Annotated in this window: 19 protein-coding genes; 10 read left to right on the top strand and 9 right to left on the bottom strand. The window is 68.9% G+C overall.

Going from position 1 to position 19,187, the window contains the following annotated elements; genetic code table 11:
• Positions 1 to 22 precede the first annotated feature (22 nt).
• From G6N61_RS22050 to G6N61_RS22040, 3 genes are all read left to right on the top strand, one after another.
• Positions 23 to 2,221: an ABC transporter permease subunit gene (locus G6N61_RS22050; RefSeq protein ID WP_407666499.1), complete on the top strand. Its 2,199-nt coding sequence runs from the start codon at positions 23 to 25 to the stop codon at positions 2,219 to 2,221.
• Positions 2,218 to 3,009 (top strand): amino acid ABC transporter ATP-binding protein, encoded by a 792-nt coding sequence (locus G6N61_RS22045; protein WP_163921068.1) that lies wholly within the window; start codon positions 2,218 to 2,220, stop codon positions 3,007 to 3,009. The genes G6N61_RS22050 and G6N61_RS22045 overlap by 4 nt, the downstream gene beginning before the upstream one ends.
• A gap of 91 nt (positions 3,010 to 3,100) precedes the next feature.
• A complete protein-coding gene (locus G6N61_RS22040; RefSeq protein WP_163921066.1) occupies positions 3,101 to 4,468 on the top strand; it encodes a flavin monoamine oxidase family protein in 1,368 nt (455 codons plus the stop codon).
• 35 nt (positions 4,469 to 4,503) lie between these two features.
• Here G6N61_RS22040 and G6N61_RS22035 read toward each other — a convergent pair whose 3' ends face one another.
• The 3 genes from G6N61_RS22035 to tgt are packed head-to-tail and all read right to left on the bottom strand — an operon-like array spanning position 4,504 to position 8,323.
• Positions 4,504 to 5,838, bottom strand: coding sequence for an acetyl-CoA hydrolase/transferase family protein (locus G6N61_RS22035; protein ID WP_163921064.1), 1,335 nt, complete (start codon positions 5,836 to 5,838; stop codon positions 4,504 to 4,506).
• Between the two features lie 18 nt (positions 5,839 to 5,856).
• On the bottom strand, positions 5,857 to 7,077 hold the full coding sequence (locus tag G6N61_RS22030; protein ID WP_163921060.1) for a cytochrome P450: 1,221 nt from the start codon (positions 7,075 to 7,077) through the stop codon (positions 5,857 to 5,859).
• Between the two features lie 4 nt (positions 7,078 to 7,081).
• Positions 7,082 to 8,323: a tRNA guanosine(34) transglycosylase Tgt gene (gene tgt, locus G6N61_RS22025; protein WP_235887248.1), complete on the bottom strand. Its 1,242-nt coding sequence runs from the start codon at positions 8,321 to 8,323 to the stop codon at positions 7,082 to 7,084.
• 172 nt (positions 8,324 to 8,495) lie between these two features.
• On the opposite strand from tgt, the gene G6N61_RS22020 reads away from it, so the two are divergent.
• The 3 genes from G6N61_RS22020 (at position 8,496) to G6N61_RS22010 (ending at position 11,125) form a co-directional block, all read left to right on the top strand.
• On the top strand, positions 8,496 to 8,993 hold the full coding sequence (locus tag G6N61_RS22020; RefSeq protein WP_163921054.1) for a lipoprotein LpqH: 498 nt from the start codon (positions 8,496 to 8,498) through the stop codon (positions 8,991 to 8,993).
• Between the two features lie 166 nt (positions 8,994 to 9,159).
• The gene (locus G6N61_RS22015) at positions 9,160 to 10,626 is read left to right on the top strand and encodes a PE-PPE domain-containing protein (protein ID WP_163921051.1); all 1,467 of its coding nucleotides are present in this window, start codon (positions 9,160 to 9,162) and stop codon (positions 10,624 to 10,626) included.
• A 19-nt stretch (positions 10,627 to 10,645) separates the two neighbouring features.
• Positions 10,646 to 11,125, top strand: a complete 480-nt coding sequence (locus tag G6N61_RS22010) for a GNAT family N-acetyltransferase (RefSeq protein WP_163921048.1) — start codon at positions 10,646 to 10,648, stop codon at positions 11,123 to 11,125.
• Here G6N61_RS22010 and G6N61_RS22005 read toward each other — a convergent pair.
• Together G6N61_RS22005 and G6N61_RS22000 are read right to left on the bottom strand one after the other, a co-directional pair.
• Positions 11,094 to 11,828 (bottom strand): SDR family oxidoreductase, encoded by a 735-nt coding sequence (locus G6N61_RS22005; RefSeq protein WP_163921045.1) that lies wholly within the window; start codon positions 11,826 to 11,828, stop codon positions 11,094 to 11,096. The genes G6N61_RS22010 and G6N61_RS22005 overlap by 32 nt on opposite strands.
• Before the next feature lie 36 nt (positions 11,829 to 11,864).
• Positions 11,865 to 12,641, bottom strand: coding sequence for an SDR family oxidoreductase (locus G6N61_RS22000; protein WP_163921042.1), 777 nt, complete (start codon positions 12,639 to 12,641; stop codon positions 11,865 to 11,867).
• A 162-nt stretch (positions 12,642 to 12,803) separates the two neighbouring features.
• On the opposite strand from G6N61_RS22000, the gene G6N61_RS21995 reads away from it, so the two are divergent.
• Both G6N61_RS21995 and G6N61_RS21990 read left to right on the top strand, forming a co-directional pair.
• On the top strand, positions 12,804 to 13,703 hold the full coding sequence (locus G6N61_RS21995; RefSeq protein WP_163921039.1) for a helix-turn-helix transcriptional regulator: 900 nt from the start codon (positions 12,804 to 12,806) through the stop codon (positions 13,701 to 13,703).
• Positions 13,700 to 14,137, top strand: a complete 438-nt coding sequence (locus G6N61_RS21990) for an ester cyclase (protein ID WP_163921037.1) — start codon at positions 13,700 to 13,702, stop codon at positions 14,135 to 14,137. The genes G6N61_RS21995 and G6N61_RS21990 overlap by 4 nt, the downstream gene beginning before the upstream one ends.
• A gap of 11 nt (positions 14,138 to 14,148) precedes the next feature.
• On the opposite strand, the gene G6N61_RS21985 is transcribed toward G6N61_RS21990, so the two are convergent.
• Together G6N61_RS21985 and G6N61_RS21980 are read right to left on the bottom strand one after the other, a co-directional pair.
• Positions 14,149 to 14,889 (bottom strand): YqjF family protein, encoded by a 741-nt coding sequence (locus G6N61_RS21985; protein WP_235887247.1) that lies wholly within the window; start codon positions 14,887 to 14,889, stop codon positions 14,149 to 14,151.
• A gap of 25 nt (positions 14,890 to 14,914) precedes the next feature.
• On the bottom strand, positions 14,915 to 15,808 hold the full coding sequence (locus G6N61_RS21980; RefSeq protein ID WP_163921034.1) for a mycobacterial-type methylenetetrahydrofolate reductase: 894 nt from the start codon (positions 15,806 to 15,808) through the stop codon (positions 14,915 to 14,917).
• A 312-nt stretch (positions 15,809 to 16,120) separates the two neighbouring features.
• On the opposite strand from G6N61_RS21980, the gene G6N61_RS21975 reads away from it, so the two are divergent.
• Complete coding sequence (locus tag G6N61_RS21975) at positions 16,121 to 17,080, top strand: DUF8129 domain-containing protein (RefSeq protein ID WP_163921032.1); 960 nt, start codon at positions 16,121 to 16,123, stop codon at positions 17,078 to 17,080.
• Positions 17,081 to 17,146: 66 nt separating this feature from the next.
• On the opposite strand, the gene G6N61_RS21970 is transcribed toward G6N61_RS21975, so the two are convergent.
• Together G6N61_RS21970 and G6N61_RS21965 are read right to left on the bottom strand one after the other, a co-directional pair.
• Positions 17,147 to 17,365, bottom strand: a complete 219-nt coding sequence (locus tag G6N61_RS21970) for a DUF3072 domain-containing protein (RefSeq protein WP_163921031.1) — start codon at positions 17,363 to 17,365, stop codon at positions 17,147 to 17,149.
• A gap of 46 nt (positions 17,366 to 17,411) precedes the next feature.
• Entirely contained in the window at positions 17,412 to 18,203 is a 792-nt protein-coding gene (locus tag G6N61_RS21965) for an SDR family NAD(P)-dependent oxidoreductase (RefSeq protein WP_163921029.1), read from the bottom strand.
• A 70-nt stretch (positions 18,204 to 18,273) separates the two neighbouring features.
• Here G6N61_RS21965 and G6N61_RS21960 point away from each other — a divergent pair, with 70 nt between their 5' ends.
• Entirely contained in the window at positions 18,274 to 19,125 is an 852-nt protein-coding gene (locus tag G6N61_RS21960; RefSeq protein ID WP_163921026.1) for a helix-turn-helix transcriptional regulator, read from the top strand.
• The last annotated feature ends 62 nt before the right edge of the window (positions 19,126 to 19,187 follow it).

The following is a 19,187-nucleotide window of genomic DNA, read 5'->3' as shown; positions in this document are numbered from 1 at the left end:
CTACCGTCCGCCCGTGACAACCATCATTCGCCGGGCACTGCTCGCGATCTTCCTCGTCGCGGCCGTCGTCCTGGGTGCGGCCGCATGCGGGTCGTCCGACGACGCCGGCGGCGACCCGATCAAGTCGGCAGGCGTTCTGCGCGTCGGCACCGAGGGCGTCTACGCACCGTTCAGCTACCACGATCCCGCGACCGGCGAACTCGTCGGCTACGACGTCGACGTCGCGAAGGCCGTCGGCGAGAAGCTGGGCGTGCGGGTCGAGTTCGTGGAGACGCCATGGGATTCGATGTTCGCCGCCCTGGAGGCCAACCGCTTCGACGTCGTCGCCAACCAGGTGACCATCAACGCCGAGCGCCAGGCCAAGTACGACCTGTCGCAGCCGTACACCGTCGGCGAGGGCGTCATCGTCACTCGCGCGAACGACGACTCGATCAAGAGCCTCGCCGACGTCAAGGGCAAGACCGCCGCCGAGAACGCGACCAGCAACTGGTCGGAGGTCGCCCGCAACGCCGGTGCCCGGGTCGAGGCCGTCGAGGGGTTCACCCAGGCCATCACGCTGCTCAACCAGGGCCGGGTCGACGTCGTCATCAACGACAGCATCGCCGTCTACGCCTACCTCGCGGAGACGGGCGATAAGTCGGTCAAGATCTCCGGCACCGTCGGCGAGAAGAGCGAGCAGGGCTTCGCCGCGCGCAAGGACAGCGGCATGCTGCCCGAACTCGACGGCGCACTCGGCGAACTCCGCGCCGACGGCACGCTGACCGAGATCTCGAAGAAGTACCTCAAGGCCGACGCGACCGGAGCACCGGCGTCCACGCCGATCCGGTCGGCAGGAGTCCTGCGGGTCGGCACCGAGGGCACCTACTCGCCGTTCAGCTACCACGACCCGGCAACCGGAGAACTGACCGGATACGACGTCGACGTCGCCAAGGCGGTCGGCGAGAAACTCGGCGTGCCAGTCGAGTTCGTCGAGACGCCGTGGGACTCGATCTTCGCCGCGCTCGAGGCGAACCGCTTCGACGTCGTTGCCAACGAAGTCACGATCACCCCGGAACGCCAGGCGAAGTACGACCTGTCCAGACCGTATTCGGTCGGCGAGGGCGTGATCGTCACCAGAGCCGACGACGACTCGATCACCTCGCTGGCCGACCTCAAGGGCAAGACGACCGCCCAGTCGACCACCAGCAACTGGGCGCAGGTCGCCCGCGACGCCGGCGCCAACGTCGAGGCCGTAGAGGGTTTCGCGCAGGCGATCACCCTGCTCAACCAGGGCCGCATCGACGCCACTGTGAACGACAGCATCGCCGTGTACGCCTACCTCGCCGAGACCGGTGACCAGTCGGTGAAGATCGCCGCCGAGACCGGCGAGCGCAGCGAGCAGGGCTTCGCCGCGCGCAAGGACAGCGGCCTGCTGCCCGAACTCGACGGCGCCCTCGACGAACTGCGGGCATCGGGCACACTGACCGAGATTTCGCAGCGCTACCTCAAGACCGACGCGACCGGCACCGCCGCCGGCGCGCAGCAGAGCGGCGAGGATCCCCAGGACGTGCCGCAGGTCCGCTCGGCATGGCAACTGGTGCTGGACAACCTGTGGCCGCTGGCCAAGGCGGCATTGACGATGACGATCCCGCTGACCATCATCAGCTTCGTCATCGGCCTGGTGATCGCGCTCGGGGTGGCGCTGGCGCGGTTGTCGTCGAACGTGGTGCTGAGCAACGTGGCCCGGTTCTACATCTCGATCATCCGCGGCACCCCGCTGCTGGTGCAGCTGTTCATCGTGTTCTTCGCGCTGCCGGAATTCGGGGTGAAGATCGACCCGTTCCCCGCGGCGGTCATCGCGTTCAGCCTCAACGTCGGCGGCTACGCGGCCGAGATCATCCGCTCGGCGATCCAGAGCATCCCGAAGGGCCAGTGGGAGGCAGCCGAGACCATCGGGCTGAACTACGTGGGAGCGCTGCGGCGCATCATCCTTCCGCAGGCCGCCCGCGTCGCCGTGCCACCGCTGTCCAACACGCTGATCTCGCTGGTGAAGGACACGTCGTTGGCGTCAACGATCCTGGTGACCGAGCTGTTGCGGCAGGCGCAGATCATCGCGGCGCCGACGTTCGAGTTCTTCGCTCTCTACGGCACTGCGGCCGTGTACTACTGGGTGATCTGCCTGGCCCTATCGTTCGGTCAGAATCGCCTCGAACACCGACTCGAAAGGTACGTGGCGCGATGACCGAGCCCGGCGACAGCACGGCAGCCGAGAGCGGACCCGAGTACCGGGTCACCGCCGACGGCATCGAGAAGGCCTTCGGCGACAACAAGGTGCTCAAGGGCGTGTCGTTCCGCGTCGCGCGCGGCACGGCCACCGCGATCATCGGGCCGTCCGGCTCCGGCAAGACCACGCTGCTGCGCGCGCTCAACGCGCTCGACGTGCCGGACTCGGGCGTCATCCGCGTCGGGGAGGAGGAGATCGACTTCTCCCAGCCCGTGCCCAAGGACCGCCTGCGCCGCTATCGGGCCCAGAGCGGGTTCGTGTTCCAGAGCCACAACCTGTTCCCCCACAAGACCGTCCTGCAAAACGTGACCGAGGGACCGGTGTTCGTCCAGAAGCACCCCAAGGAGCAGGCCGAGGCCGAGGCACTCGAACTGCTCCAACAGGTCGGGCTTGCCGAGAAGCGCGACCAGTACCCGTTCCAGCTCTCGGGTGGCCAGCAGCAGCGCGTCGGCATCGCGCGGGCGCTCGCGCTCAAGCCGAAGGTGGTGCTGTTCGACGAGCCCACCTCGGCGCTGGACCCCGAACTCGTCGGCGAGGTGCTGTCGGTGATCAAGGACCTCGCGGTGGAGGGGTGGACGCTGGTGATCGTGACGCACGAAATCCAGTTCGCCAGGCAGGTTTCCAACCAGGTGCTGTTCACCGACCAGGGCGTCATCCTCGAGCAGGGGACACCCGCCGAGGTGCTCGAGAACCCGAAGGAAGACCGCACCCGGCAGTTCCTGCAGCGCATTCTCAACCCGCTGTAGGCCGGGCTCCCCTTTCGCCGAACGTAGGTTACCGTCACGGTTTTTCGCGAATTGCGTGGCGGTAACCTACGTTCGCGGCAAGGGTGGTGGGATGGGACAGCCGAAGGACATGGAAGCAGACGTCGTCATCGTGGGAGCGGGGCTCTCGGGGCTGATCGCCGCGCGGACGGTGCTCGAGGCGGGACTGACACCGCTGATCGTCGAGGCCGACGATCGCGTGGGTGGGCGCATCCTGACCGAAGAGGCACTGCCGGGCATACCGCTCGACCTCGGCGCCCAGTGGATCGGCGACACCCATCACCGCATGTTCGCTCTCGCCGCCGAACTCGGCGTGGAGACGTTCGCCCAGTACGACGAGGGCGAGACGTCCTACGACCTGGCGGGTAGTGGGGTCATGCGGGAGAACGACTTTCACTCCCGCTACGGCGAGGAGCTGACCCACCTCGAACGCGTTCTGCGTACGCTCGACGAGCTGGCCGCCGAGGTTCCCGCCGACGCGCCGTGGCTGGCGCCCCACGCAGCGGAGTGGGACGCGATCACGGCCGCGGCCTGGTACGACGCGCAGGGGCTGTCGGTCATCGCGCGCACGCTGCTGGAGATCTGCACCGTCGGCATCCTCGCGGTGCCGACCGCCGAGGTGTCGTTCCTGCATCTGCTGTTCACGATCCAGACCTGCGGGGTCACCTCGGAACTGTTCGCCGAATCCGAGGGCGGCGCCCAGACCACGCGATTCGTCGGCGGCACGTCCGAGATCCCCCGCCGTCTCGCAGCCCTGCTGTCGGAGCACATCGTGCTCGACGCGCCGGTGCAGCTGATCGAACACGCGGCCGACGGCGTCACCGTGCACTGCCGCGGCGGGCGCACGTTCCGCGGCCGCCGGGTGATCGTTTCGATCTCACCCACCCTCGCGGGCAGGATCGCCTACGACCCGCCGCTGCCCGGTGACCGGGACCAGCTCACTCAGCGGATGCCGAATGGTTCGGCGATGAAGGCGTTCTTCGTCTACGACGAGCCCTTCTGGCGCGCAGAGGGTTTGAACGGTCAGCTGATCTCCGACGTCGGCCCCGCACGCATGTCCAACGACACCTGCGTCCCTGGCGACGACCACGGCGTCATCTTGCTGTTCCTCGAGGGCGAGCAGGCCAGGGTCGCCAACCGGCTCACCGCGGCGGAGCGCCAGGCGGCGCTCACCGACGAACTGGTGCGCCACTACGGCAGCCGAGCAGCGCGGCCGCAGTTCTACGTCGACGGCGAGTGGTCGGACCGGCAGTGGACGCGCGGCTGCTACAACGCCAACATGGGTCCGCTGGTATGGACGACCTATGGCTCGACGCTAGCCGCACCCATCGGCGTGATCCATTGGGCGTCAACCGATACCGCGTCGTCGTGGAGCGCCTACATGGAGGGTGCGGTCGAGGCGGGCGAGCGGGCCGCCCACGAGGTGATTCGTGCACGCTGAGGCGCGCTGACCGCGCCTGAACGTGCACGAATCGCTCAGGCCCGGGCTGCGGCGGCCAACAGCTCGTCGCGGAACCGGGGGTGGGCGATCGCGGCGAGCGCCTCACCGCGTTCGCGGACGGTCTTGCCCTCCAGTTCGGCGACGCCATACTCGGTGACGATCATGTCGACGTGATGCCGGGGCGTCGTGATCACCGCGCCCGGGCCGAACGACGGCACGATCCGCGACTGCAGTTCGCCGTCCTTCTCGTACGTGGCGGGCAGGCAGATCAGCGAGCGATCGGACAGCTGGAGACCAGCGCCGGCGACGAAGTCCTCGGCGCCGCCGATGCCGCTGAACTGCTTGCCGTTGATGGTGTCGGCGACCACCTGGCCGTGGACGTCGATCGCGAGGGCGCCGTTGATCGAGATCATGTCGTCGTTGGCGCCGATGACCTCTGGTGAGTTGACGACCTCGACGGGCAGGAACGCGACGTCGGCGTTGTCGTCGAGCCACTGGTAGAGATCCGCCGACCCGAATGCGAACGTCGTGACGCTCACCCCGTCGTACTGCCCCTTGCCCGCATTGCTGATCTTGCCCGCGCGGTGCAGTTTCATGCAGCCGTCGGTGAACATCTCGCTGTGCAGGCCGTAGTCGCGGCCGTCGCCCTCGGCCAGCAGCGTCGCGATCTGGTTGGGGATCGAGCCGATGCCGGTCTGCAGCGTCGCCCCCGACGGAATGCGCTCCACGGCGTACTTGGCGATGGCCTTGTCGGCGTCGGTGGGTTCGGCGTCACCGCCGGGCAATTCCAGCGGCGCGTCGGTCGAGTGCACCAGGACGTCGATCTCGTCGACGTGCAGTGCGTGCCGGAATGTCTTCCCGGGTCGCTCCGCTCCTGCCCGCCGAGACGACTCCCCCAGCCCGTGGGTCCTGGGATAGGCGTCGGACACCTCGACGACGAGTAACCGATCGGGATCCGCGCCCGCACGGCGCAATTCGCCGATCGTCCCGCCGGCGTGCAGCGACAGCGAGCACCAGCCGTCGGCGTCGGGTGGCGTCGCGACCGTCGTCATCACGCGCGGCGCCTGCCGTTCGAGCAGCGGGCCGAAGCGCCGGAAGTCGGCGGGCGTGAACCCGATGTCCGCACCCGCGCCCAGCAGCGCCCGCTCGAGCGGGCCGAAGAAGCCCGACAGGTAGTGCACGCCGGGGCGAGTGAACAGTTCGGTGAGGACCGCGAGCAGCGCGCCGTAGACGCGCAGATCGGTCCAGTCCTCGCGTTCGCCCAGCGCCCGCAGGAACGCAGGCGGCTGGCCGGGACCGAGCGGTATGCCCAGCGTGTCCTCGGGGTTGAGCCGCGCGGCGGCCTGCTCGGCGGTCAACTCAGTCGGCATGGCGCGACCCTATCCCGGCTACAGCGTGACGGGCAGCGACTCCATGCCGCGCAGCGTGAGGTTCGGCTTGTAGACGGGCTCGCCGCCGATCGTCGCGCCGGGGAAGCGAGCCGTCACCGCACGCAACGCCACCGACGCCTCCAACCGGGCCAGCGGCGCGCCAAGACAGAAGTGCGGCCCCTTGCCGAAGCCGAGGTGGCGGATGCCATCGCGGTCGGGGTCGAAGACGTCGGGACGGTCGAATGCCTCGGGGTCGCGGTGCGCCGCGGCGAGCAGCATCATCATCGTGTCGCCCTTGGCCAGCCGAGTGGATCCGATGGTCAGGTCCTCCCCCGCGATCCGCATCGCGAGCTGCACCGGCGGGTCGTGGCGCATGGTCTCCTCGACCACCGCGGCCACCCGGCTCGGGTCGTTCGCCAGCGCCGTCCACTGCCCGGGCTGGCGGAGCATCGCGAGCATGGCGTTGGCGATGAGGTTGACCGTCGTCTCGTGCCCGGCGATCAGCAGCAGGTTGCACGTTGCGACGATCTCGTCCTCGGTGAGCTGGTCACCCGCTTCCTCCGCCGCGATCAGCCCCGAGATCAGGTCATCGCGGGGCGCGCTGCGGCGCAGGTCGATCAGTTCGCGCAGGTAGCCGCGCAGCCAGTCGCCTGCCTGCAGCCGTTCGTCGACGTTGTCGGGCATCTCGCCGGTGACGGTGATGAACGGGTCGAGGGCCTGGGCGAGCACGGCCGAGGCGCGGCTGAACTTCGGCTCGTCCTCCAGCGGCACCCCGAGGAGTCGGCAGATCACCGCAACGGGCAGCGGGTAGGCCAGGTCGGAGATGACGTCGAGGCGGCCGGCGTCGGCCACGCGGTCCAGCATGTCGTCGACCATCGCGGTGATGTCGGGCTCGAGCGCCTTGACCACCTTGGGCACGAACGCCTTGCTGACGAGCCTGCGCAGCCGGGTGTGGTCGGGCGGGTCGAGGAACAGGAACCCGGGCGTCCCCAGCGGGCGGACCACCTCGCCTTCGGCCATGCGGCGCTGCACCATCGTCGACTTGGTGCCGTCGCTGGCCGAGTCGGGGTGCCGGAGTACGTCGTCGCAGTCGCGGAACCTGGAGAACACGGCCAGATGCGCCTCCGGCAGCAGCAGTGGGCCCGACTCGCGGATCCGTTCGTAGACCGGATACGGGTCGGCGCGGTTCGACGGGTCGAGCAGCTGCATCAGCAGCGTCTGCGCTTGCGCTGTCGTCATCCCTTTATTGTGCACGCGTGGAGTAGTACCGGCCCAGCACGTGGTCGCGGAGGTCGTCGAACCGCCCGGCCGGGATCGCCTCGCGGATCTGGTCGACCAGACGAATCGTGAAGCGCTCGTTGTGAATCGTGCACAGCGTCGAGGCCAGCATCTCCTTGGCCTTGAACAGGTGCCGGACGTAGGCGCGCGTGTAGTTCGCGCAGGTGTAGCAGTCGCACTCGGCATCCAGCGGGGTGAAGTCCCGTTTGTAGCGGGCCCCGGTGATGTTGTACCGACCGTCGGCGGAGTAGATCGACGCGTTGCGCGCCACCCGGGACGGCGACACGCAGTCGAACGTGTCGGCGCCCGCGGCGACGGCGGCGAACAGGTCGTCGGGCTCGCTGATCCCGAGCAGGTGCCGGGGCTTGTCGGCGGGCAGCTCGTCGGTGACCCAGCCGATGATCGTCGCCAGGTTCTGCTTCTCCAGCGCCCCGCCGATGCCGTACCCGTCGAAGCCCCTGCCCTCGTCGTCCACGATCTCGGTCAGCCCGCGGGTCGCACGCCGTCGCAGATCCTCGTACTGCGCGCCCTGCACCACGCCGAACAAGGCCTGGTACGGCTTGTCCGCGCGCTCGACGGTGAGCCGCCGGTGCTCGGCCAGGCAGCGGACGGCCCAGTCGTGCGTCCGCTGCACCGACGTCTCCTGGTAGCCGCGGGTGTTGACCAGCGTGGTGAGTTCGTCGAACGCGAAGATGATGTCGGCGCCGAGCTGATGCTGGATGCCGATCGACACCTCCGGGGTGAACCGGTGCTTCGACCCGTCGAGATGCGACCGGAACGTGACGCCGTCGTCGTCCACGTGGGCCAACCGTTCCTTGCCCTCGGCGATGACGTCGTCGGTCTGCAGCCGCCCCGCATCCATCGCGAGCACCTTCTTGAACCCGACGCCCAGCGACATCACCTGGAAGCCGCCGCTGTCGGTGTACGTGGGGCCCGGCCAGTTCATGAAGGCGCCGAGTCCACCCGCCTCGTCGACGACGTCGGGCCCGGGCTGCAGGTAGAGGTGGTAGGCGTTCGCCAGAACCGCTTGCGCGCCAACGTCTTTCATCGTCTCCGGCAGGACGGCCTTCACCGTGGCCTGGGTGCCGACGGCGATGAACGCCGGGGTGTGGATGTCGCCGTGCGGGGTGTGGATCACGCCGACGCGTCCGGCCCGGCCGGACAGCTCCGCCTCGACCTCGAAGAATGGGCGGGTGGGAGCGGTCACGGTCGTTGATTCTCGCATCCCCACCGGCCTGCTGGATTCCGCCGACGTCCGCGCAGATGACACCGGCTGCCGAATTTTCGCCGAAAGCCTGGACCCCGGGTCAGCGGCACGCCATCATACGGAGGATGACCCACCGATCTTGATGGGTCGCGATCACCGAAGGAGAACACCCGTGAAGCGTGGCTTGCTGATTGCCCTGAGCGGCGCGGCGTTGGTCGCCGGCCTGTCCGGTTGCTCGTCGAGCGAAGAGGCGTCGCCGAGTTCCTCGTCGTCCGCCTCGTCGGAGTCCAGTTCGTCGGCCTCGTCGTCTGCTTCGGAATCGGCAAGTGCCGAAGCCGGGGGCTCGAAGGTCAGCATCGACGGCCAGGACCAGAAGATCGACGGCACGGTGGTCTGCCAGGCCATGGGCGGCAACATGAACATCGCGATCGGCCAGGGCACCACGGGCATCTCGGCCGTCGTCAGCGAGGGCGACACGCCGACCGTCACCGCCGTCGGGCTCGGCAACGTCAACGGCGTGACGCTCGCCGTCGGTGCGGGCGCTGGTGAGGCCACGGCCGTCAAGGACGGCAACACCTACAAGATCAGCGGAAACGCCACCGGAATCGACATGGCCAACCCGATGTCCCCGGTGAACAAGCCATTCGAAATCGAGGTCACCTGCCCGTAGCCCCGGCTCCGGTCACACGCCAGCGACGGCGACGTTCCCGACGGGGGCGTCGCCGTTCGCGTTGCCGCATCCGGCACGCGGCCGTCGGAAACCGGGCTGGACCTGCCGGTGACGCGGTAGCGTCCATGGCGCGCGGACGTTGCGCAGCACGAAATCGGGGGAATGCGTGGCTCGACATCAGCATCGACAGCAGCGGAGGACCAGGACCGCGGCCCTGACCGCGGTCGCCACGGCGAGCGTGTGCAGCACCCTGGTGCTCGGTGCGGGGCTCACTCCGAGCACCCCGCCGGTGAGTTCCGCGGTGACGCTCGCCAGCACCGTGATCGGCGCCGGGGGACGTTCGGACGTATTCGGCGAGAGGGTTCAGGCCAAGCTGTCCGGCACGGTGCAGCCCGCGGGCTTCGGGTACGCGCCGGTCGTCTACCCCGCGAACTACGATCTCGCAGGCAGTCGGGACGCGGGCGTTCCCGTGATGCTGGCGGAGATCTCCTCACGGTCGGCCGAAGCGCAGCTGACGGCCGTGGGTTACTCCGAGGGCGCGCTGGTCGCCGAGCGGGCACGACGCGAGCTGCAGGCGATCCCGGTGGACGCGCCACCGCCCACCGGCCCGCCGCCGCCGACGTCGCAGCTGACGTTCGTCATGATCGCGTCGCCGTTCGCCCCGAACGGGGGCATCTTCGGCCGTTTCCCGGGCCTGAGCATCCCCTTCATCATCGACCCCGTCGCGCCCAGTCAACCGACGCGCTACCACACCACCTATCACGCACTCGAATACGACCCGATCGCCGACTTCCCCGCCTACTTCAACCCACTGTCGGTGCTCAATTCGGTGTTCGGGATCCGGTACGCCCACCCCGACCGGCACTACAACCCGATCGATCCGGCCACCGCCCCCAAGGTCACGACCACGGTGGTGAACTCCGCGGGAGGTATCGACACCTACGTGCTGTACCGGAACGCGCATCTGCCGCTGCTGGGGCCGATCCGGGAGATCTCCGCGAACCTGGGCCTGACGCCGCTGACGCGGCCACTGCTCGCCGTTATCGAGCCGCTGCTGCGCCTCGTCGTCGACATGGGTTACACCGACCGCACTTACGCGACGGCAGGCGAGCACGTCCCGTTCTCGCTGATCACGCCCCCGGGCAAGATCATCGAGGCCCTGCTCGGCGTCCCGGGTGCGCTGATCCGGGGCGTCACCGACGCGGTGACCGGCGGTGCGCCGGCCCCCACAGTGCGGGTGTCGGACAGCGCACCCACCACCTCGGCCCTGGCCCGATCCTCCGCTGCGGACACCGACGAAACCTCTACCGTCGCAACGGCATTGGACGACGAGCCCGCGACTGACGCGGCGCCCGCCGCCACCGAAAGCGACGACGGCCTGCGCCCCACCCTGGTGTCGGACGGCAACAAGGTGACCCCCGGCGGCGTCGACCCGGGACCCGCCACCAGCGTCGGCAGCACGGACACCGCCGAGACGGTGGCCCCGGAACCGGAGGCCGAGACCACCACCCCCGAGACCTCCGCCCCCGAGACCAGGGCCCCCGCCCCCGAGACACCGGCGGAGGCCCCGTCGACCGACGACGCGACCGACGACGCGACCGACGACCCGGCGAACGACGCAGCCGCCGCGTAACGCGAACTACGCTGCATCCATGGCCGATCCGCGACGCGCGACCCATGCCGACGTCGCGGCGGTCACCGCCCTCGTCGCAGAGGCCTTCGCGATGTACGTGGAGCGAATCGGCAAGCCGCCCGCGCCCATGCTCGCCGACTACGGCGCGCTGCTCGACGAGGGCAGGATCTGGGTGATCGACGGTACCGACGGCTTGCTCGGCATGGTCGTCACGCTGGCAAAGCCCGACCACCTGCTCCTGGACACCGTCGCCGTCGCGGAATCGGCACGCGGCGGTGGCTACGGCCGAATCCTGTTGGACCGAGCCGAACTCGACGCAGCCGAACTGGGTCTGACGGAGGTGCGGCTCGTCACCAACGAACTCATGACCGAGAACCTCGAGTACTACCCGCGTCGCGGTTACACCGAGACCGGCCGCGGTACCCAGGACGGCTACCGCCGGGTCTTCTTCAGCAAGGCGGTCGGGGCTACTGCGCGCTCGCCGCGGGCCGCACGATGATCTCGTTGACGTCGACCTCGCGCGGTTGCCCGACGGCATAACCGATGGCGTCCGCGATCGCCGAGGCAGGCAACGCCACGGCACGGTAGGCCTCCATGGCGTCGCGAGCGCCCGAATCCGAGATCGACTCGGCCAGTTCGGACTCCGTGACACCAGGTGAGATCAGCGTCACCCTGACGTCGCCGTCGGACTCCTGGCGGAGCCCCTCGGTGATCGCACGCACGGCGAACTTCGTCGCGCTGTACACCGCCGACGTGGGCACCACCTCGTACGCGCCGACCGACGCCACGTTGACGACGTGTCCGCCGCCCTGCGCCGTCATCACCGGCAGCACGGCGCTGATCCCGTGCAGGACACCCCGCACGTTGACGTCGATCATGCGGTCCCATTCGTCGACCTTGCGCGCGGACAACGGCGACAGCGGCATCACGCCTGCGTTGTTTAAGATGACGTCGACGCGTCCGAAGTGTTCCCGGGCTGCTGCCACGAAGCGCTCGACGTCGGCCGCGTCGGTGACGTCGAGACGCCGGAACGCGGCCTGCCCACCGGCGGCGGTGATGCGACCGACCAGTTCCTCGAGCCGGTCGGCGCGCCTGGCGCCCAGGAACACGCGGTGGCCATCACGTGCCAGTCGCAGTGCGGTGGCTTCCCCGATGCCGCTGCTGGCACCGGTGATCAGAACGACCTTCTCGTCGTTGGACATCTTCTTCCTTCTCTCTCTCCGCCGTGGTGGCGATTCTCAAATGGCTTGCTGGGTGGGCAGAATGGTGATCTCGGTCAGGTTCACGTGACGCGGCACCGACGCGATGAACGCCACGGTCTCGGCGACGTCGGCCGGGCTCAGCACCTCGATCTCGGTGAGCAGGTCGGCCATCAGCTTGCTGGCGTCGGGGTCGGTGACGTGGTCGGGCAGTTCGGTGTCGACCATGCCCGGTTCGACGGTCGAGACGCGGACCATCTTGCGGCCCAGCTCGACCCGGAGCAGCCGCGTCAGCTGGCTCAGGTACGCCTTCGTGCCGGAGTACACCGAGAACTTCTCCAGCACGCGCGTCGCCGCGATGGACGACGTGGTGATCAGATCGGCGGGGCCGCCCGCCGCGCCGGCTGCCACGAGCTGCGGCACGAACGCACCGATCGTGTTCATCACCCCGGTCACGTTGAGGTTGATCTGGCGCTGCCAGTCGTCGACCCGAAGGTCGTCGATGGCCGAGACGAGCTGCACGCCGGCGTTGGCGAACACCAGATCTACGCGCCCGAGTTCTGCCGCTACCCGCTCGGCGGCGGCGGTCACGGCGTCGCGGTCGGTGACGTCGAGCGGAACGGCCAGTGCGATGCCGCCGTCGGCGGTGATGCGCTCGACCAATGCGTCGAGGTTGTCCTTGCGACGGGCCGCGACCGCGACCTTCGCACCGAGCCCCGCCAACCGCAGCGCGGTGGCCTCGCCGATGCCGCTGGACGCTCCGGTCACCACGGCGGTGCGGCCGGTCAGCGGGGTGGATGCGATGACTGTCGACATGACGTGTTCCTTTCTCCATTGATTGCGCAGCCGGATCACTGCACTCGAATCAACCACCCGCACTCCCGCCCAGAGGGGCCCAAGGGTGCCCAGCCGATCGGGGGACAGAATGGGCCACCCTCGAAGATGCCGAGGCCCGCATCGCACGTCAGACTGGTGTTCGTGGACGACCACCGCAACGACCTCGCCGAGTTCCTCAGTAGTCGACGCGCCCGGATCAGCCCCGAGGAGGTCGGCCTGCGAGGCGAGTTCGCCCGCAGGCGGGTGCCGGGTCTGCGCCGCGAGGAACTGGCGCAGTTGGCCGGCGTGAGCGTCGACTACTACACCCGGCTCGAGCAGGGTCGCAGCCGCAGCGCGTCGGTCGACGTCCTAGACGCACTGGCCACGGCGCTCCGGCTGAACGACGCCGAACGCGACCACCTGCACCGGCTCGGCCGCCCGCAGCCGGCCAAGCGCAGGAGTCGCCCCCGCCCCCAGCACGTCGACCCGACCACGTTGCACCTGATGGAGCGGCTCGACGACGCGGCGTCACCGGCCTTCATCCTGGGTCGCCGGCTCGATGTCCTCGCGCACAACCGGCTGGCGGGCGCGCTCATCACCGACTTCCTGCGTCTGCCTGCGCCGCAACGCAATCAGGCCCGGTTCGTCTTCCTCGACCCCCACGCCCGCGAGCTGTACGAGGACTGGAAGCAGGTGGCGATGGACACCGTCGCGATGCTGCGCGACGACGCGGGCAGACACCCCGACGACCCGAAGCTCTCCGAACTGGTCGGCGACCTGTCCATCCACTCCGAGGAGTTCCGTACCTGGTGGCCGCGCCACGACGTGCAGCGCCGCAACACGGGAACCAAGGGCTACCACCACCCGGTGGTCGGCGACCTCACCGTGCGCTACCAGGCGTTGAATCCGGGCGGCGACGAGGACCAGACGCTGATCGTCTACACCACCGACCCCGGTTCACCCTCGGACACCGCCCTGCGGCTCCTCGCCAACTGGCACGAGCCCGAACCCGAGACGCCGCCCGAGCGGACGGCCACGCTCCGAGAGGACGCAGATCGATGAGTCACGACGAAGCAGGCGAGCAGGCGATCGCCGTGGTGCGACGCAACACCGAGGAGGTGCAGGGGCGCGGCGACTTCGAGCTGTTCGAGGAACTGTTCGCCGACGACTTCATCGACCACACGCCCCAACCCGGCACCACCGCCGACAAGGACGGCGTGCGGATCCTGTATCACCGCCTGCGCGAAGCCTTTTCGGACTTCCGCCCGGAGATCCACTGGCAGACCGTCGACGGCGATCTCGTCACGACCTTCAAGACCTACCACGGGACGCACCGCGGCGACTTCCTCGGCATCGCCCCGACCGGCCGCACCGTACGGTTCGACACCGTCGACGCCATGCGGGTGCGCGACGGGCGCATCGTCGAACACTGGGGCGTCGCCGATCTCTACGGCGTCGTCGGTCAGCTCGGGGCATCCGGCGGCGGGCCCGGCTAGACGCCCCCCTGCTAGACGACGCTGGGCCGGCCGAACCGGGTGAACGTACCCGGGGAGAACAGCGCCCTCAGCCGCTCACCGGCGGGCGTGACACCCGCCGCGGCCACCAGTTCGTCGGCGATCCCCACGACCTCGGCAGCGCGAAACGTCCACGGCGCATGCTCGTTCGGCACCCACCACGTCCGGCCTGCCTTGCGGGTGTGAGCGCCCCACCGCGCGGTCAACCACGTCTCCAGCGACGTGGCGGTGACGGGTGCGCCGACGTCGACGGTGACCTCCGAGCGCAACCCGCGGTCCGGCCACCGGCGCGCGGTGACGTAGGTGATCCGATCGCCGTTGCGGGTCAACCGCATTCGTGCCCAGGTGTATGGAAGGCCAAGCGTCGCACGGGAGATACCGACCATCGCGAGGCGTTCGGTCTCCAGGGACCGGAACAGCACGCCGTGCCTGCCGCGATCGTCGGTGGAGTACAGCCGCACGTTGGTCTCGAGGAAGTCACCGAAGTACGGAACGGGCACCGGGGCGACGAACGACAAGTCGCACATGGCGAACGGGATGAGGCCGACGTAGGTCATGCCGTCGGCGAACACGTCGGGGCGGCAGCCTGCAGGAAAGAGGTGGGCGACCGCGGCGGGGTCGACCGGCCAGTGCAGGAAGACGAGGTCATTCCACCGTTGGGTGGTGAAGACCGGCGACGGGAGCGGCGGCGCGTCGACCGGGAAGTTCGTCAGCGGGTCGGATGCGGTCGGCACACGTCGATCGTGCCACGCGGGCGGGTCAGCCCTGCGGCGGCGACCAGTAGGCGAGCATCTCGGCGAACGTGTCGAACGCCGGGCGCGAGACACCGTAGGTGGCCTCGAGGTGGATGCTGAGCGGGAACCCGAGATCGGCGACGCCGTCGACGACGCGCTTGTAGAGGTCGACCAACGCAGTCCGCTTGTCGCCGGGCTCCATGCCGGCGAGGCTGCGCACGAAGTCCTGCTCCGCCGCGACGGCCGCGTTCCCGGGGTCCTGGATCAACCACTTGATCAGGCCGACCTTGGACTCGACCTTGGGGACGAACCCGAACGACAGCAGGATCTCCGGACGGTGATCGGTCTCCCTCGCGAACTGCTGCAGGAAGTCGACGATCGCGTCCGAGTAGAGCAGCTGGGTCATGCCGTAGGTGGCGCCCTGCTTGCACTTGAAGTTGAACCGGCCCTGCTCCCCGTCGCGGGTGGGGATCAGGATGGCACCGCGGTTGGGCACCAGCTCGTCGTAGATCGACAAGGCGTCGGTGGGGGCCACACCTGCGCCTTCGCCGTCGCTCATGGTGCGGGGCACGCCAACGAACGCGATGCCGTCGAAGCCTGCGGCGCTCAGCTCGGTCAGTCGCGCGCGCAGCGCCGGTTCGTCGAGGAACGACGTCACCTGCGTGCACAGACCGCGCACGCCGGGCAGCTCCGGCTTGATCGTCGACCAGTAGTCCAGTACGTCGAGCTTGGGCTTCATCTCGATCGGACGGTCGTCGTCCTCCTCGATCATCCCGGGGATCATGACGTGCCCGATCCGGCCCTCGATGCCCGCCTCCGCCGACAGCGTGACCACCTTGTGGGCCTCGTCGATCGCGAACTGTGGTCCACGCTCGACGTTGGACGGTACGAGTTCGAGCGCAATGGTGTTCAAGGCCACGGAGCCGCTCCTAGACGTGTATGTGCGCCGCGCTGCCGCGGCGGCGGCCCGTTCACCTCGTCGTGAGCGGCACCGGATTCGCATTCACCCCGTGTTCGACGTCTGACGCCGCCACTGGGATGTCTGCGGCCATTCTCGCAGGTTGGCGTCTGCATCGGCCAATGGCCCGTGACGTGCGCCGATGCCCTCGCAGCCAGGAACGTGACCCAGGCAACACCACATTGGCGATTGGGCCTGTCGAGAACCCGGGTAGCCAAAAGTCCGAGGCGCACAGTGCGTCAAACAATCCAGACACGAACGGGGATGAGATAGATGTCCAACACGGACACCACCAACCTGCTCGCGCAACTGCGTGCGGTACTCGAATTGACCAATACCGAGGTGCAGGTCGCCGAGACCCGCATCACCCAGGCTCGGACCGAGGCCGTCGAGCGCGAGCTGACCGAGAACGCCCGTCACGGTCGTGAGCGCGCGCTCAAGATTCAGGCCGCCATTCGCGCACTCGGGGGCTACCCCGACGTGATCGCACCGTTCTTCGGACGCGTGGCGGCAACGGTGAAGGCCCTCGGCGAGCAGGCCGGACCCTTCGACGAGGCTCTGCTCGGCGACCTTGCGCTGGAGCACCAGCTGCTCGATCGGTCGCGCTACTTGAAGGCGCTCGCCGTGGCTGCCGGCAACAAGGACGTGGAGAAGCTGGCCGCGGAGCTGATCACCGCGCATACCGCGACCGTCGACTGGCTCACCACCGTGCTGGCCGAGGACGCCCTCGGTGGCCCGGCCGCATTGCGCCGGACCCCGACCCAGGCCGCAGCAGGCATCGCGGTCAAGATCGCCAACCTGCCCCTGACCTGGTCCACGCGTGGCATCGACCGTGCGCTCGACGCGATCCGCAACACGCAGCCGGCACTCGAGGGTCTGGCCGACCGCGGTGCACAGGCCGGCTCCGTCGCCGCCAAGGCCTTCTCGGCCTCGCGTGACGCGGCGCTCGAGACCGCCGAGAAGGTGACCCGCGACGCGGGTGCCGACGATGCGGCCGACGTGCTGCACTCACTGCGCACCGCAGCCGGTGTCGTTCAGTCCTACGAACTCCCGATCGCCGACTACGACGACCTGAACGTCAGCTCGGCCGTCGCCGCGGTCAAGGATCTCACCGATCCGTCCGACATCCGCGCCGTGATCGCGTACGAGGAGCAGCACAAGAACCGTGCGAGCGTCGTGTCCGCCGCGCAGACGCGCGTCGCCGAGATCGCCCGCGAAGTCGTCGGCGTTTGACCGCCCGAACGAAGCGAAACCCCGGCCACTTCGGTGGCCGGGGTTTCGTGTGTCTGCTACTAGTCGTCAGCCGCGACCGGTGCTGGACTGCAGTTCGTCGATCATCTCCGACGCCTGCGCCTTGGTCAGGTCCTCGGGCACCTCGCGCTTGGCCTCCTGGGCGAGCGTGTGCAGATAGCTACGCTGCGCCCCGGTCATCGGCTCGTCACCGGTGACCCAGTCGGACGGATCCTTCTCGGCATTCTCATTGGGCGCCTGCTGCGCCTGGGTGTTCTCTTCGCTCATGCCATCGGTGATACCCAGGCGAACAGGCGTTCGAAACATGCCGATTTCAGACCCGCGCGCCGCCGTCGACGCGCAGGATCGCACCCGTTACGTACGAGGCCCGATCACTGAGCAACCAGGCGGCAGCCTCGGCCACCTCGGCCGGGTCGGCGCCCCGCCGCAGCGGCGTATCGGCGTTCAGTCGCTCGATGACCCCGGGGCTGGCGGTCTCCCATTCGCGGATCATCTCGGTCAACGTAGTGCCAGGCGCGATCGCGTTGACGCGGATGTCCTCCGGCCCGTACGTGACGGCCGCCGACTCGGTGAGGCTGTTCACCGCCCGCTTCATCGCGCCGTATGCGGGGAGTTCGGGGTTGGCGCCCAGGCTTCCGACGCTGGAGGTGTTGACGATCGCTCCCGATCCCGCCGTGGCGCGGATCGCGGCGACCTCGGCGGCCATCGCGACGTACACGCCGCGCAGGTTGACGCCGTACGCCAGATCGAAGTCGGCCTCGGTGACCTGGTCGAGGGGACCGGGCGGGACGATGATCGCTCCGTTGTTGAACGCGGCGTCCAACCGCCCGAAGACCTGCACCGTCCGGTCGACCGCGGCTCGCACCGAGTCGCCGTCCGCCAGGTCGCAGACGACGAACTCGGCATGCCCACCGGCGGCGGTCACCTCGTCCACGACCGCGACGAGTTGCGCCTCCGTTCGCGCTGCCAGCATCACGCGGGCTCCCTCGCGGGCGAAGAGCTTCGCCGCAGCCGCGCCGATGCCTCGGCCTGCGCCCGAGATGAAGACGACCTTGTCAGTCAGCAATCCAATGCCGTTCGTGGTGTTCACGTTCTCGAGTCTCATCAGGGTTCGCCCCGTCATCCAGGTACACGCGATACCTGGCTAATCGGCGTGGACGCCGCAAGATGGTGGCGTGGACAAACGCGAACTGGGTGCCTTCCTGCGCAGCAGGCGGGAACGCATCACCCCCGCCGACGTCGGACTCCCCGCGGGTCCGCGACGCCGCACCCCCGGTCTGCGCCGCGACGAAGTAGCGCATCTGGCGTTCATCTCGACCGAGTACTACACGCGCCTGGAGCAGGCCCGCGCCCCGCATCCGTCCCGCGAGGTGGTGGGAGGGCTCGCACGGGCACTGCGCCTGACCGACGCCGAACGCGTGTACCTGCACCGCCTCGCCGGGGTCGAACCCGCGGCGGCGCCAGGGCCGCCGCGCCAGGTCCGGCAGAGCATCCTGGATCTGCTGCATCGCCTGCCGAACGCAGCGGCGTTCGTCATCTCGGCGACGTACGAGGTGATTGCATGGAACGACCTGGCCTGCGCGATGATGGAGGACTTCTCCGCGCTGTCGCGCCGTGACCGCAACCTGGCCCGCCGCGCGTTCCTCGGACCGCACACGGAAGGACGGCGCCTGTATGGCGTCTCCGATGCCGACGAGTTCGCCCGCACCTGCGCGCTGCACCTGCGCGGCACCGTAGTGCGCTACCCGGACGACCCCGAGACCGCGGAGTTGATCGACGAATTGCGCACGGGGAGCCCGGAGTTCGCGCGACTGTGGGCCGACCACGACGTCACCGCCGCGACGACGCTGTGCAAGACCTTCGACCACCCGCTGGTGGGGCCGGTGTCGGTCAGTTGCGACGTGCTCGACATCGCCGACCGCGATCAGCGGGTGGTCGTCTACACCGCCGAACCCGGGTCGCCGTCCGACGAGGCACTGCGGCTGCTGTCGGTCGTCGGAACCCAGCGAATGGACGTCCCTGGCTGACCTACCGCCTGACCCGCCGAGACCCGATCCCCGTCAAAGCGCCACCGGGTACGGCCGTTCAC

It is taken from the genome of Mycolicibacterium arabiense (genome assembly GCF_010731815.2).
Lineage (GTDB): Bacteria > Actinomycetota > Actinomycetes > Mycobacteriales > Mycobacteriaceae > Mycobacterium > Mycobacterium arabiense.
The sequence above is the reverse complement of the archived record's forward strand: the minus strand, read 5'-3'. Positions and strand labels throughout refer to the sequence as shown.

Bases quoted from the DNA above. Each gene is read 5' to 3' on its own strand.
- G6N61_RS22045 (WP_163921068.1), top strand. From the start codon at position 2,218: ATGACCGAGCCCGGCGACAGCACGGCAGCCGAGAGCGGACCCGAGTAC.
- G6N61_RS22040 (WP_163921066.1), top strand. From the start codon at position 3,101: ATGGGACAGCCGAAGGACATGGAAGCAGACGTCGTCATCGTGGGAGCG.
- G6N61_RS22035 (WP_163921064.1), bottom strand. From the start codon at position 5,838: ATGCCGACTGAGTTGACCGCCGAGCAGGCCGCCGCGCGGCTCAACCCC.
- G6N61_RS22030 (WP_163921060.1), bottom strand. From the start codon at position 7,077: ATGACGACAGCGCAAGCGCAGACGCTGCTGATGCAGCTGCTCGACCCG.
- G6N61_RS22010 (WP_163921048.1), top strand. From the start codon at position 10,646: ATGGCCGATCCGCGACGCGCGACCCATGCCGACGTCGCGGCGGTCACC.
- G6N61_RS22005 (WP_163921045.1), bottom strand. From the start codon at position 11,828: ATGTCCAACGACGAGAAGGTCGTTCTGATCACCGGTGCCAGCAGCGGC.
- G6N61_RS22000 (WP_163921042.1), bottom strand. From the start codon at position 12,641: ATGTCGACAGTCATCGCATCCACCCCGCTGACCGGCCGCACCGCCGTG.
- G6N61_RS21990 (WP_163921037.1), top strand. From the start codon at position 13,700: ATGAGTCACGACGAAGCAGGCGAGCAGGCGATCGCCGTGGTGCGACGC.
- G6N61_RS21975 (WP_163921032.1), top strand. From the start codon at position 16,121: ATGTCCAACACGGACACCACCAACCTGCTCGCGCAACTGCGTGCGGTA.
- G6N61_RS21970 (WP_163921031.1), bottom strand. From the start codon at position 17,365: ATGAGCGAAGAGAACACCCAGGCGCAGCAGGCGCCCAATGAGAATGCC.
- G6N61_RS21965 (WP_163921029.1), bottom strand. From the start codon at position 18,203: ATGAGACTCGAGAACGTGAACACCACGAACGGCATTGGATTGCTGACT.